The sequence below is a fragment of the Mesorhizobium sp. B2-7-2 genome (genome assembly GCF_006440775.1).
Lineage (GTDB): Bacteria > Pseudomonadota > Alphaproteobacteria > Rhizobiales > Rhizobiaceae > Mesorhizobium.
Genome location: NZ_VFTZ01000021.1, coordinates 81,542 through 93,958 on the forward strand (window position 1 = coordinate 81,542; position 12,417 = coordinate 93,958).

Genomic DNA, 12,417 nt, shown 5'->3' on the forward strand with positions numbered 1-12,417 from the left:
GTCGGTGAGACCGAGGGTGAAGACTGAGGGCGAATGGTGAATGGTGAATAGTGAAATGGACAGGCGAACGTCGTCGCGACGCGGAAACGAAAATCGCCTGCTATTCACCATTCACTATTCACCATTCACTCTCAATTTCACTCTGCGCGGATATCGATCGGCGCCTGGATCTTCACCACCTCGAAGTCCGAAACGAGGATATCGAGCCGGGCGTTCCAGCGGCCGGGGAGCGGGATGACGAGATTGCCGATACGCCAGGTGCCGTCGCCGGATTTTCTCGCCGGCCGCTTGATCGGCTCGATGCCGGAATCCGGCTTCGACAGCACCAGCGTCACCTCCTTGGCGTCGAGCGGCCCGAAATCGCCGGTCATGATCATCATCGAAGCGGCGACCTCGCCGGCATGGCCCGGCGTGATGCTGAGATCGGCCATCGCCTTCAGCGTGTGGATGTGGATCGACACCGGCTGCGCGGCGGCGATCGCCAGCGCGCGCGGCGGCGGGGTGAAACGCCAGCCGGCAGCGACGCCGAAGATGGCAAGCACGATGGCCACCTCGATGCCGATCGAGCGCACCATCCGCCGCTGCACCTCGGTGTCGCCGGCCACGGCCGGCGCCGTCAGCGTCCACCGGTTGATGGCGGCCAACGTGAACAGGAAGAGCAGCAGCGTGAGCTTGAGCAGCAGCAGCCGGCCATAAGCGGTATGGATCAACGCCACCGGCTGCTGCACCTGGATGATCGCCAGTACGATGCCGCTGGCGGCAAGGACTGCCACGACCGGCAGGATCGCGCGCGAGAGGCGCCGCAGGAAAGCCTTCGCTTCCGCCGGCTGCTGCCGCAGCGCGAGGCCGAGCGGCGCCAGCGCACCGGCCCAGAAGGCGATCGCGGTGCCGTGCAGGAACACCAGCGGCCGCGTCAGCCATTGCGGTTCGGCGGCGCTGGCGTGACCGCTCGCGGCAAGGGCCGCACCAACCCCGAGAAGCGCTACGGACGCCGACGGCTTGCGCAAGCCCGACGGTCCGGCAAGGGAAAGCAAAGCCAGGCCAAGCGCGATCAGACCGAGCAACACAGTCCAGACGAAGCTCGTCTCGAGCGCGGTCTTCCAGACAGCCGGTGTCGCAAACCGGGCGAGCGGCGCGCCGAGCGCATCCAGCCCCTGCAGGCCGAGCGAAAGCGGCGCTCCGACGAGGCCGAAAACAAGCGCCGCGATGACGAAGCATTGGCCGCGGCGCCGCTCCTCGGCCAACCAGGCAAGCGCGAACGCGCCGCCGATGCCGAGAAAAAGCCCGGCATAGAGAAACAGCTTGCCGAGCCAGATCATCGCCCGCAGCGTCCAGTCGACCGCCTCGCCCGCCACTGGTGCCGCGCTCAGCGCGCCTATGGAAAACAGCGCCGAGCCGCCGACCGGATGACCGTCGACCGAAACGACCCGCCAACTCAGCACATGCGTGCCGGATTTGAGCGCTTCGGGATTGTCGATCTCGACCGTCTGGTCCTTGAGACGGAAGGATGTCAGCGCAAGCTGCGAGCCGTCCGGCCGCACAAGCGTCAGCACCAGCGGCGAGACGGGCTCGCTGAAGGTCAGCGAGAATTTGCCGGGACTTTGCGTCAGCACGGCGCCGTCAGCCGGGTCGGTCGCGATGAGCGCGGCATGCGCCAAAGCGCGGCCGGGCACGACGAGCAGCGCCATCGCCACGAGCATTGCCGCCAGCCAGACAAGCGAGCCGGCAAGCATGCGGTTCATCGAGGAAGGCAGTGCTGCGTTCATGCCGTCATAACTGGAAATGGTGGCGCATCCCGAGGGAGCGCGCCAACAGAGATCATTTCTTCGGCAGCAATTTGATGCCGGGCGCCGGCGTTTCCAAGGCGTCCTCGTCCTGGCCCGCCGCTGGGATCTCGATCCAGCGCTCGGCGGCATCGCCGCATTCCTGCACCACCGGGAAATAGAGCATCTGGCCGGCCGGCAGATCGGCCGCCAGCGAAGCGCGGAAGACGAACTCGTCATAGAATTCGTCGGGCAGATTGCCGCCGCTCCAGTCGACTTCCTTTACGCCGGTGGTCAACGTCTCGCCATAGAGCTGGTAGGATTTCTCGTATTTGCCCTTCTTGACCTGCAGCGTCCAGCCGGGCTTGGGCATCGGCTTCACCGCGATGACGCCTTCAGGTATCTGCACGCGCACCGCGGTCGTCGCCTTGCCCTCGCAGCCATGCGGCATGCGCAAGACGGCCTTGTAGGTCGAGCCGACGGCCGCTTCCTGCGTTTCGAGCGTGATGTGGGCGAGCGCGGCATTGGTCCCGAGCGCGCAAAGCGCGCCCGCCGCCAAAAGATACTTGTTCATGAATTGTCCCTCTGATTTCGAATTGGGCGGATTATTCGGCGTGATCCATGTCGCCCATATCGCCACTGCCCGTCTCGCCCATGCCTCCGACGGCGAACTCGACGGTGACGCTGCCGGCCTTCTCGAAGGTCAGCGTCGCGGGGAATTTCTCGCCCTGCTTCGGCTGCCGCTTCAGGCCGGTGAACATCAGGTGGTAGGCGCCCGGCGTCAGCGCGACCTTGCCGCCGGCAGGGATCTCCAACCCGCCCTCGACCGGCCGCATGGTCATGACGCCGTCCTTGACGCCCATCTCATGCAGTTCGGCCTTGTCGGAGATGTCGGAGGAGATCGACAGCAGCCGGTCCGGCACGCTGCCCTTGTTGATCACGGTGAAATAGCCGCCGGCCACCTTGGCGCCCGGCGGCGTCGCCCGCGACCAGGGATGCTCGATCTCGAGATCGCCAACCTTGAACTCATGCGCCAGGGCGGCGGGAATGCAGGCCAAGAGAAGAAAAAGGCTGAGCACGGCAAGGCCAACGCGCAGCTGGAGGTGGAACGGCGGCGCGCCGCGAAGGGCGAAGGCTTGCGCCTTGGGAAGAAGATTGGACATGGTTGCTCCATGAGTAGGGGATCGCGCCGGAAAGCGGCCGCGAACAGTCTGATCTTTGGATGAATAGGCGCGCGGAAGGTTCCGCGGATCAGACCATCGCCGGCGGCGCGCGCGGATTGGCCGGAGAGCGGCCGCGGGCAAAATCCTGGTGCCGGAAGGCCGGAAGCTGGAAGGTGACGGCCTCGAAAAGCCGGGTTCTGGAGAGCGCGCCGGCTTCCGGCGGCGGCAGATGCGCCGCCGAAACCATGTTGCAGCCGAGCGAGCAGCAGGCCGGCAGATGCTGCTGGTGGGGATCGCCGCCGGGGAGTTTTACGGCCCCTTCATGCGTGCAGATGACGTTGCCGAAGGCGTCGAGCTGCGAAGGCGCGCCGAAGGCGAAAGCGCCGAGAGAGGACTGAAGCAAGAGAAGCAGCGCCGCGACGAACGCGGCCGGCATGCTCCTTCGTCTCAGCCGGATATCCAACGCAAAGCCTCTCCCGGAAACGCCTCGACGGTAGCACGCGGAATGCGCGCGGGAAATCGGCAAAACCGCGCTGCGGCAACGCGGCGCGATGGGTCGTCGTGGATCGCGGCCCGCCTATCAGGCGGGCTGCATCTGCCGCCCTTCAGGAATGGAGGTCAGCAGCGTCTGGCGCGCCGACTTCAGGTGCTTGCGACAGGCGGCGTCCACCTTGCCGGGATCACGCGATTTCAGCGCCGCGATGTAAGCGAGATGCTCCTGAATAGCGACCTCGTTGCGCTGGCGCTCCTCAGCCTTGTTCCACTGATAGTGGTAGTGGAAGATCATCGCGATGACATCGTAGAAGTCGACGATAAAGCGATTGTGCGAGGCGCGGTGGATCAGCCGGTGGAAGCGCTCGTCGAGCTCGGAGAATTCGTTGAAGCGCGTGGCGATTTCGCTGGCGAGCTGACGATGCTCGAGCTCCAGCCGGTCAAGATCGGCCCATACCGCGCTATCTTCCGGCAGCGCGGCGAAAGCCGCTGCCGAACGCAGCTCGAAAATCTCGCGGATCTCGGTCAGCTCCAGCGCGAAGGCGCGCGTGAAACCCTTCAGCACCCAGTGGCTGTTGCGCCGCTTCTCGATCAGCCCGAAGCGCGAGAAGCGGATCAGGAATTCGCGCACGCTGGTGGTGCCGACGCCGATCTCGCGCGCCAGCTCCAGCTCGTTGATCTGCATGCCGGCTTCCGCGCCCCCCGCAAGCAGGCGACGCATGAAGGAGCGCTCGATGATCTCGGCCAGCGAGTCGGTCTCCTCCTCGGGGAAGAAATCCTCCGGCCGCGGCGCCCTGAGCACCGTCTTGTTGCGCTTGTTCCAGTCGATCAGCCCGGTTTCTTCCATGCGCGCAAGGATGCTGCGCACCGTGGTGCGGCTGACGCCGAGCAGCGTGCCGAGTTCCGGTTCCGACGGCAGGCTCTTGGTCTCGTCGAGCAGCCGCAGACAGCGGTTATAGGCATCCTTGTAGACATTGTTGCTTTTCGACATGCCCCGTATCCCCCAACGCTTGCGGCGGCCTGCCGGAAACGCGATATGGTCGGTGTTCCTAGAGCAGTTCAGCGTTTCTCGGAATCGCCGAACTGCGCTAAATCTTTGTTTCTGCGCAATTCCGGACGGAAAGCCGCTACGCACTTTTCCTGGAATTGCTCTGGCTCAAGCCTCCGAAAAGCGGAACGTTTTTCGCCGGCTTGCCAAACGGGCGGCGCTGGCGTCCAAAAGACGAGCGCCAACCGAGCGAAAAAACAATTGACGCAAAATTGTTTTTTCCCGATAAAAGACATTACCTTTAAACGGGCGCAAGTCAATCCGCCCGCATTCCCAGGATCACCCAGGACAGCCGCCCGTGAACGTTGCAAACACCATCCTTCTCTCACCCTCCGATAATGTCGCCGTCGCCAACGGGCGCATCGAGATCGGAACGCCATTGCCGGGCGGCGCAACCGCGGCTGCCGTGATCGAGCCGGGCCACAAGGTGGCGATCAAGCCGATCCCGGCGGGCGAAGCGGTTGTGAAATACGCGCAGGCGATCGGCCGCGCCACGCAAGACATCGCGCCCGGCGAGCATGTTCATTCGCACAATCTGGTTTTCGAGAGCGGCCGCTTGCCGGTGGTGCCGCCGAGCGAGGCCGAGCACGCCACCGAGGCCGACCGCAAGCGCACCTTCATGGGTTACCGCCGCGCCGATGGGCGCTCCGGCACGCGCAACTTCATCGGCATCATCGCCAGCGTCAATTGCTCGTCGACCGTCTGCCACGCCATTGCGGACGAAGCCAACCGCACGCTTCTGCCGAAATATCCCGGCATCGACGGCTTCGTGCCGATCGTGCACGGCCAGGGCTGCGGCATGAGCGCCACCGGCGACGGCATGATGGTTCTGCACCGCACTTTAGCCGGCTATGCGCGCCATCCGAATTTCGGCGGCATCCTGATGGTGGGCCTGGGCTGCGAAGTCAACCAGCTTACGCTTTACGGCCAGAAGGGAGCGGCCGCGGGAAAACGGCATTTCAACATCCAGGAAGCCGGCGGCTCGCGCAAATCGGTCGAACGCGCGATGGGCGTTCTGGCCGAGATCGCCGAGGAGGTCGGCCAGCTGCAGCGTGAGCCGATCCCGGTCTCGGAGATCGTCGTCGGCCTGCAATGCGGCGGCTCGGACGGCATGTCCGGCATCACGGCAAACCCGGCATTGGGCGCCGCTGTCGATATCCTGGCAGACTGCGGCGGCATCGGCATCCTGTCGGAGACGACCGAGATCTACGGCGCCGAGCATCTGCTGGCCTACCGCGCCGCTTCTCCCGAAATCGCCGCCAAGCTCGACGGCTTTGTGAAGTGGTGGGAGGACCATACCGCCAAACACGGCGCCTCGATCGACAACAACCCCTCGCCCGGCAACAAGCGCGGCGGCCTGACCACGATCCTCGAGAAATCGCTGGGCGCGGTCGCCAAGGGGGGCCAGACGCCGCTCAACGGCGTCTTCGGCTACGCCGAGAAGGTTTCGGGCAGCGGCCTGGTGTTCATGGATACGCCCGGCTACGACCCGGTCTCGGCGACCGGACAGGTCGCCGGCGGCGCCAACGTCATCGTCTTCACCACCGGCCGCGGCTCCTGCTTCGGCTGCCGGCCGACTCCGTCGATCAAGGTCGCCACCAACTCCACCATGTATCACCAGATGGAAGAGGACATGGACGTCAATTGCGGCGTCATCGCCTCGGGCGAGAAGACGATAGCCGGCATGGGCCGCGAGATCTTCGAGCTGATCATCGAGACGGCGTCCGGCCGCAAGACCAAGAGCGAGGCGTTCGGCTACGGCGACAACGAATTCGTGCCCTGGCACCTCGGCGCGACGCTTTAATCGCAGGCCGTATCGCGTCGGAAGCGCCACCGACAACAGGAGGCGACCTTCACAACCGTGCAGGCTTTTTCTATGGAATGAATATTCCATATTGACAGAAATATGAAATTATCGTTCCATGCCGATAAGGAGGAACGGGAGCATCCGAGCACTGCCAGGGAGGAGCCGAACGGGCCCTGACCCGCATCATGCATGGCAACAGACATCGCTTGCATCGGTCACGGCAATGCTCTATCAAAAAACGGTATCTGTTTTTTATTGATAAAGTTCTGTTTGGGCCGCGCCTATCCAGATGGAGCTTCCGCAACCTTCACCAGGCGACTTAGGGAGGAACCTAATGAAATTCGTGACCAGCCTTCTCAACCGCCGCGGCTTCGTGGCTTTGGCCGCCGCTTCGATGCTCGCCGGGGTGATGCATTCCGCGCCCGTCTCGGCGGCCGACGTGACCATTCCGATCATCGTCAAGGATACCACATCCTTCTATTGGCAGATCGTTCTGGCCGGTGCCCGCAAGGCCGGCAAGGATCTCGGCGTCAACGTGCCGGAACTCGGCGCCCAGGCCGAAACCGACGTCAACGGCCAGATCTCGATCCTGGAAAACGCCGTCGCCAGCAACCCGGCGGCCGTTGTCATCTCGCCGACCGAGTTCAAGGCGCTCGGCAAGCCAATCGACGAGGCTGCCTCCAAGGTCAAGGTCATCGGCATCGACTCCGGCGCCGATTCCAAGGCCTTCACTTCCTTCCTGACCACCGACAACGTGCAGGGCGGCCGCGTCGCCGCTGACGGCCTCGCCGCCGCCATCGGCGCCGCCAACGGCGGCAAGGTAGAAGGCAAAGTCGCGCTGATCACGGCGCTTCCCGGCGCCGGCTCGCTCGAGCAGCGCAAGCAAGGCTTCATCGAGCAGATCAAGGCCAAGTATCCTGGCCTCGAGCTTGTCGCTGACAAATATGCCGACGGCCAGGCCACCACGGGCTTGAACATCGCGACCGACCTGATCACTGCCAATCCGGACCTCAAGGGCATCTTCGCCTCGAACCTGATCATGGCACAGGGCGTCGGCCAGGCGATCGCCGAAAACAATCTCGGCGGCAAGGTGGCGCTGATCGGCTTCGACAGCGACGAAAAGCTGATCAAGTTCCTCAATGACGGCGTCATCTCGGGCCTCGTCGTCCAGGATCCGTATCGGATGGGCTATGACGGCATCAAGACCGCCTTGGCCGCCTCGAAGGGCGAGAAGGTCGAGGCTAATGTCGACACCGGCGCGAACCTCGTCACCAAGGACAACATGAAGGATCCCAAGATCGACGCGCTGCTCAACCCGAAGCTCAAGTGAGCAGCGTCGCGACACTCGTTTCCGGGGCCTCGCGCCCCGGAAACATCCATCAGGACGATTTGGAAATTCGCCGGCTCGATTTAGGCTCCGCCTTCAAGATGCGCGTCAGATGCATCGCTGCGTACCCAATGGTTGAGGCCAATCTGGGAGGATTGTCATGACGTCGACGGCGCAGGAATTGCACCCGGCCCCCACGTTGGAACCGGGCAGGACGATCCTCGAGCTCAACGGCCTGGAAAAGCGCTACCCCGGCACGCATGCGCTGAAGCCTGTGCATCTTGCCTTCAAGGCAGGCGAGATCCACGCAATCGTCGGCGAGAACGGCGCCGGCAAGTCCACCCTCATCAAGCTTCTGACCGGCGTCATGCCGCGCACTTCCGGCGAGGTGATCTGGGAAGGCAAAGCCGAGGCGCTCGCCACCCCTTACGAGGCGATGGCGCTCGGCATCAACGCCGTCCACCAGGAGGTGGTGCTGTGCCGCCATCTCACCGTCGCCGCCAACATGTTCCTCGGAGAGGAGGAATCCCGCTTCGGCCTGCTGCAGCAGCGCGCCATGGTCAAGGACGCGCAGAAGATCATCGACGGCCTCGGCTTCGACCTGCCGGCGCATGTCGTGCTCGGCGACCTCACCATCGGCCAGCAGCAGTTGATCGCCGCGGCGCGAGCCACTGTGCGCGGCACCAAATTCCTGATCTTCGACGAGCCGACCGCCTACCTCACTCGCAAGGAGGCCGACCAGCTCTTCAAGCTGATCCGGCGGCTCAAAGGCGAAGGCGTCACCATCATCTATATCAGCCACCGCATGGAGGAAGTGTTCGAGCTCGCCGACCGCGTTTCCGTGCTGCGCGACGGCACTTTGGTCGGCACCCGCAACATCACCGAGACGGACGAGGCCGAGCTGGTCAAGCTGATGATCAACCGCTCGATCGAGCAGATCTACCACAAGGAGCATTTCACCCCCGGCGCCACGATCGTCGAGACGAAGAACCTTTCGGGCAAAGGCTTCGAGAATGTCTCGGTGACCGTCCGCGCCGGCGAGATCGTCGGCCTCTACGGCCTGATCGGCGCCGGCCGCAGCGAGTTCGTCACCACGCTTTACGGCCGCCACAGGAAATCGGCCGGCCAGATCCTGTGGCAAGGCAAGGAGGTCCAGGTCAATTCCGAGCACGACGCGATCCGGCTCGGCATGGCGCTGGCCCCGGAAAGCCGCCGCGACCAAGGCCTGTGCCTCAATTTGCCGGTCGGCATGAACCTCAACCTGCCGATCTACAAACGCATCTCCAGCAATTTTCTGATCTCCGGCGCCAAGGAGAAGGCCGAGGCCGACCGCCAGATCGCCGACCTGCGCATCAAGACGCCGACGCGCCATGCGCTCGCCTCCAGCCTGTCGGGCGGCAACCAGCAGAAGATCGTCATCGGCAAATGGCTGGCGCATGGCGCCAAGCTGTTCATCTTCGACGAGCCGACGGTGGGCGTCGATGTCGGCACCAAGGCCGAGATCTACCGCCTGTTCTCGACGCTCTTGTCCAAGGGCGCCGGCATCATCCTGATCTCGTCCTATCTGCCGGAAGTCTACGAGCTTGCCGACGCGCTGCATGTGTTCCGGCGCGGCAAGCTGGTCGCGACCCATGGTTTCCGGACCGCGAGCCACGAGGACATTTTGGGTCAGGCACTGGCCGAGAAACAAGAAAAGTCGGGAGGACAGATATGAGCACCGAGGCGATCCCCGCCGAACGATCCAAGCGCAATTTCAACGCCCTGTTCGGCTTGACGCTGCTTGGCCTTCTGCTCCTGATGTGGATCGTGCTGGCTTTCGCCACGCCGTCCTTCGCCACGACGCTCAACATCACCAACCTTCTGCGTCAAGGCTCGCTGATCGCCATCCTGGCCGTCGGCCAGACCTTCGTCATCATCACCGGCGGCATCGACCTGTCCGTCGGCGCGGTGGTCGGCTTCACCACGGTCATCGTCGCGCTGTTGATCAATGCCGGCTGGCCGATCTGGGCGGCGGTGCTGGCGACCTTGCTGGTCGGCGTCGCTATCGGCCTCTTCCACGGCTTCGGCATCGTCAAGATGGGCCTGCCGCCCTTCATCATCACCTTGGCCACCATGACCTCGCTGCGCGGCATCGGCCTTTTGATGACCAACGGCAACTCGATCTCCATCAACAGCGACCCTTTTCAGGCGTTTTCCCGCGGCTCGCTGCTCGGCATCCCCTATCTGTTCTGGATGGTCATCCTGGTCGCCATCCCCTCCTACGTGTTCCTGCACCACACGCGCTGGGGCCGTTACCTGTTCTCGGTCGGCTCCAATGCGGAGGCCGCGCGTCTGTCGGGCGTCAATGTGCCGCGCACCATCTTCATGGCCTACATCCTGTCCGGCCTGCTTGCCGCCATCGTCGGCGTTCTGCTGGCCTCGCGCATCGGCATCGGCAACCCCACACAGGGCGACACCTATGAGCTTCAGGCTATCGCCTCGTCGGTGATCGGCGGCACCTCGCTGTTCGGCGCCATCGGCTCCGTGCATGGACCGCTGATCGGCTCCTTCATCCTTTCAACGATCAACAACGGCGCCAACCTGCTCAACGTCAACACCTTCTGGCAGCGCGTCATCACCGGCCTGCTGATCATCGTCATCGTCTACTTCGACGGCCTGCGCCGTCGCGGCAAATGACTCCTACCTGAACCTTCCGCGCCGGCCCGCGCGAGGCCGGCGCTTTTTGCCTTGGATTGCCTATGAAAGCCGTTGTCTGCCTCTCGCCCGGCGAGCTTGTCCTCGAAGACCGCGCCGGGCCCGGCACACCGCCGCCCGGCTGGGCGCGCGTCGCGGTCAGCCATGTCGGCATATGCGGCACCGATTATCATATCTTCGAAGGCAAGCACCCGTTTCTGGCCTATCCGCGCGTCATGGGGCACGAGGTCTCGGGCACTGTCATCGAGAAAGGCGAAGGTGTCGATCTCGCCGTCGGCGAGCCGGTCGTCATCAACCCCTATCTTTCATGCGGCAAATGCATCGCCTGCCGGCGCGGCAAGCCGAACTGCTGCGTGAGGATCGAGGTGCTGGGCGTCCATCGCGACGGCGCCATGTGCGACGAAATTCTGGTGCCGGCGCAGAACCTCTACCCGGCGAACGGCCTGTCGCTGGCCGACGCCGCGGCGGTCGAATTCCTGGCCATCGGCGCGCATGCGGTGCGCCGCTCGCTCGGGCTGCCCGGCCAGCGCACGCTGGTCATCGGCGCCGGCCCGATCGGCCTCGGCACGGCGATTTTCGCGCGCATCGCCGGGCTGGATGTCAGCCTGCTCGACATGAGCGCCGAACGTCTCGGCTTCGCCGAAAAGCAGCTCGGCTTTGTCCCGTTGGACAGCTCGAAGGTGCCGGCTGCCGAGTTGGTCCGGCAGGCAACCGCCGGCGAAGGGTTCGACCTTGTGTTCGACGCGACCGGCAACACCCAGTCCGTGCAGTCGGCCTTCGCCCATGTCGCGCATGGCGGCACGCTGGTGCTGGTCAGCGTCGTCAAGGACGACATCACCTTCTCCGACCCCGAATTCCACAAGCGCGAGATGATGTTGATCGGCAGCCGCAACGCGCTGAAGGCCGATTTCGACCATGTCGCAGATTCGATCCGCAACGGCGCCGTGCCGTTGAACAAGCTCGTCACCCATCGCACCACGCTCGCCGGAACGCCGCGCGACCTTGCCCGGTGGACGCATGAGAAGTCGGGACTGATCAAGGCGGTTATCGAGGTCGGGTGATAACAGGACAGGCGGTGAACTCGGCCCGAATTGACGGAGCGCCGCACGGGTCGACCCCCACTCCGTCTCGGCTTCGCCGAGCCACCTCTCCCCCGGTCGACGGGGGAGAGGAAAGGCACGAGGCGATTCCAGCTGGCACCCTTCCTCTCCCTCCGGAGGGGGGAGAGGTGGCGCCGCGAAGCGGCGACGGAGTGGGGGAAGGCGATCCTCAAACGCGAAGCCGCTGACAATTAAGCGGCCGAGCTGAGCTGACATCAGCGTGGGTCGGATAAATCACGGGTCTCGTATAAGGCCGGCACTCCCTACAACACCGACAACTTCAGCTCCACCCGCTCAGCGGGAAAGCGCGACTCCGCGAACTGGATCGGCTCACCGTCGAGCGTCACGTTAATGGCGACGGTGACCAGCACGATGGCGCCGGGCTGCAGATCGAGGGCTGCAAGGTCGTCGGCGTCGGCGTGTCGCGCCGACAGCACGGTCGAATGCCGCAGATAATCATTGATGCCGAAGCGTTTGAGCGAGGCGGTGATCGATCCCGTTTCCGCCATTGCCGCCTCGATTCCGGCGAAGCGCTTGGCATCGAACCAGGTCGTCGCGCGCGACACCGCATGACCGTCGGCCTCGCCGCGCGTCTCCAAGCGGATGACGGCAGCGCCTTTGGCGATGCCCAGCGCCTCGGCGATGCGCCGGCTGGCCGGCTCGGTGGATGACGACAGCAGCGCGATATGCCGCTCGCTCGTCTGCCCCTGCAGCCCGGTCGAGAAGCGCGTGCGCGCGCCGATCGGATAGGACAGCCGCTTGCGCGACAACACGAAGGTGCCGCGTCCCTGCTCGGCCCTCAGCACGCCTTCCTGCACCAGCGCTGCAATGGCGCTACGCACCGTATGGCGGTTGACGCCGTAGCGCTCCGCCAGCGCGACTTCAGGCGGCAGCGCGGCATTCTCGGCGAAATCGCCATTGGCGACCGCCTGCAGGATCCTGTCGGCGATCTGCCGCCATAGCGATACGCCGTTACGCCTCTCGATGCTGCTTGCCAGCCCGGTCATTTCCCCGCCCCCAACG

11 protein-coding genes are annotated in these 12,417 nt (G+C 64.4%); 5 read left to right on the plus strand and 6 right to left on the minus strand.

All coding sequences use genetic code 11. The annotated features are described in order from the left end of the window. Positions 1-137 precede the first annotated feature (137 nt). The 5 genes from FJ425_RS24480 to FJ425_RS24500 form a co-directional block, all read right to left on the minus strand. Positions 138-1,766, minus strand: coding sequence for a copper resistance CopC/CopD family protein (locus FJ425_RS24480; RefSeq protein ID WP_140726646.1), 1,629 nt, complete (start codon positions 1,764-1,766; stop codon positions 138-140). Positions 1,767-1,818: 52 nt separating this feature from the next. After that, entirely contained in the window at positions 1,819-2,337 is a 519-nt protein-coding gene (locus tag FJ425_RS24485; protein ID WP_140726649.1) for a YcnI family protein, read from the minus strand. 31 nt (positions 2,338-2,368) lie between these two features. Further along, on the minus strand, positions 2,369-2,926 hold the full coding sequence (locus tag FJ425_RS24490) for a copper chaperone PCu(A)C (RefSeq protein WP_140726651.1): 558 nt from the start codon (positions 2,924-2,926) through the stop codon (positions 2,369-2,371). Positions 2,927-3,014: 88 nt separating this feature from the next. Next, entirely contained in the window at positions 3,015-3,362 is a 348-nt protein-coding gene (locus FJ425_RS24495; RefSeq protein ID WP_140726654.1) for a hypothetical protein, read from the minus strand. 144 nt (positions 3,363-3,506) lie between these two features. Next, positions 3,507-4,409 carry a GntR family transcriptional regulator gene (locus FJ425_RS24500; protein WP_140544539.1) on the minus strand — a complete coding sequence of 301 codons (903 nt, stop codon included), beginning with the start codon at positions 4,407-4,409 and terminating at the stop codon, positions 3,507-3,509. Between the two features lie 355 nt (positions 4,410-4,764). Between FJ425_RS24500 and FJ425_RS24510 the strand changes: the two genes are divergently transcribed. From FJ425_RS24510 to FJ425_RS24530, 5 genes are all read left to right on the plus strand, one after another. Continuing rightward, positions 4,765-6,270 (plus strand): altronate dehydratase family protein, encoded by a 1,506-nt coding sequence (locus tag FJ425_RS24510; RefSeq protein ID WP_140635569.1) that lies wholly within the window; start codon positions 4,765-4,767, stop codon positions 6,268-6,270. 337 nt (positions 6,271-6,607) lie between these two features. After that, entirely contained in the window at positions 6,608-7,603 is a 996-nt protein-coding gene (locus FJ425_RS24515) for an ABC transporter substrate-binding protein (RefSeq protein ID WP_140635567.1), read from the plus strand. Positions 7,604-7,760: 157 nt separating this feature from the next. Further along, positions 7,761-9,314 carry a sugar ABC transporter ATP-binding protein gene (locus tag FJ425_RS24520; RefSeq protein WP_140635565.1) on the plus strand — a complete coding sequence of 518 codons (1,554 nt, stop codon included), beginning with the start codon at positions 7,761-7,763 and terminating at the stop codon, positions 9,312-9,314. Beyond that, positions 9,311-10,276 (plus strand): ABC transporter permease, encoded by a 966-nt coding sequence (locus FJ425_RS24525; RefSeq protein WP_140544531.1) that lies wholly within the window; start codon positions 9,311-9,313, stop codon positions 10,274-10,276. Before FJ425_RS24520 ends, FJ425_RS24525 begins: the two co-directional genes overlap by 4 nt. A 62-nt stretch (positions 10,277-10,338) precedes the next feature. Next, positions 10,339-11,355 (plus strand): zinc-binding alcohol dehydrogenase family protein, encoded by a 1,017-nt coding sequence (locus FJ425_RS24530; protein ID WP_140635563.1) that lies wholly within the window; start codon positions 10,339-10,341, stop codon positions 11,353-11,355. Positions 11,356-11,657: 302 nt separating this feature from the next. On the opposite strand, the gene phnF is transcribed toward FJ425_RS24530, so the two are convergent. Beyond that, on the minus strand, positions 11,658-12,401 hold the full coding sequence (gene phnF, locus FJ425_RS24540) for a phosphonate metabolism transcriptional regulator PhnF (RefSeq protein WP_140635561.1): 744 nt from the start codon (positions 12,399-12,401) through the stop codon (positions 11,658-11,660). Positions 12,402-12,417: the final 16 nt, after the last annotated feature.

Coding starts and splice junctions, on each gene's coding strand:
- FJ425_RS24480 (WP_140726646.1), bottom strand. CDS start 1,766: ATGAACGCAGCACTGCCTTCCTCGATGAACCGCATGCTTGCCGGCTCG.
- FJ425_RS24485 (WP_140726649.1), bottom strand. CDS start 2,337: ATGAACAAGTATCTTTTGGCGGCGGGCGCGCTTTGCGCGCTCGGGACC.
- FJ425_RS24490 (WP_140726651.1), bottom strand. CDS start 2,926: ATGTCCAATCTTCTTCCCAAGGCGCAAGCCTTCGCCCTTCGCGGCGCG.
- FJ425_RS24495 (WP_140726654.1), bottom strand. CDS start 3,362: ATGCCGGCCGCGTTCGTCGCGGCGCTGCTTCTCTTGCTTCAGTCCTCT.
- FJ425_RS24500 (WP_140544539.1), bottom strand. CDS start 4,409: ATGTCGAAAAGCAACAATGTCTACAAGGATGCCTATAACCGCTGTCTG.
- FJ425_RS24515 (WP_140635567.1), top strand. CDS start 6,608: ATGAAATTCGTGACCAGCCTTCTCAACCGCCGCGGCTTCGTGGCTTTG.
- FJ425_RS24520 (WP_140635565.1), top strand. CDS start 7,761: ATGACGTCGACGGCGCAGGAATTGCACCCGGCCCCCACGTTGGAACCG.
- FJ425_RS24525 (WP_140544531.1), top strand. CDS start 9,311: ATGAGCACCGAGGCGATCCCCGCCGAACGATCCAAGCGCAATTTCAAC.
- FJ425_RS24530 (WP_140635563.1), top strand. CDS start 10,339: ATGAAAGCCGTTGTCTGCCTCTCGCCCGGCGAGCTTGTCCTCGAAGAC.
- phnF (WP_140635561.1), bottom strand. CDS start 12,401: ATGACCGGGCTGGCAAGCAGCATCGAGAGGCGTAACGGCGTATCGCTA.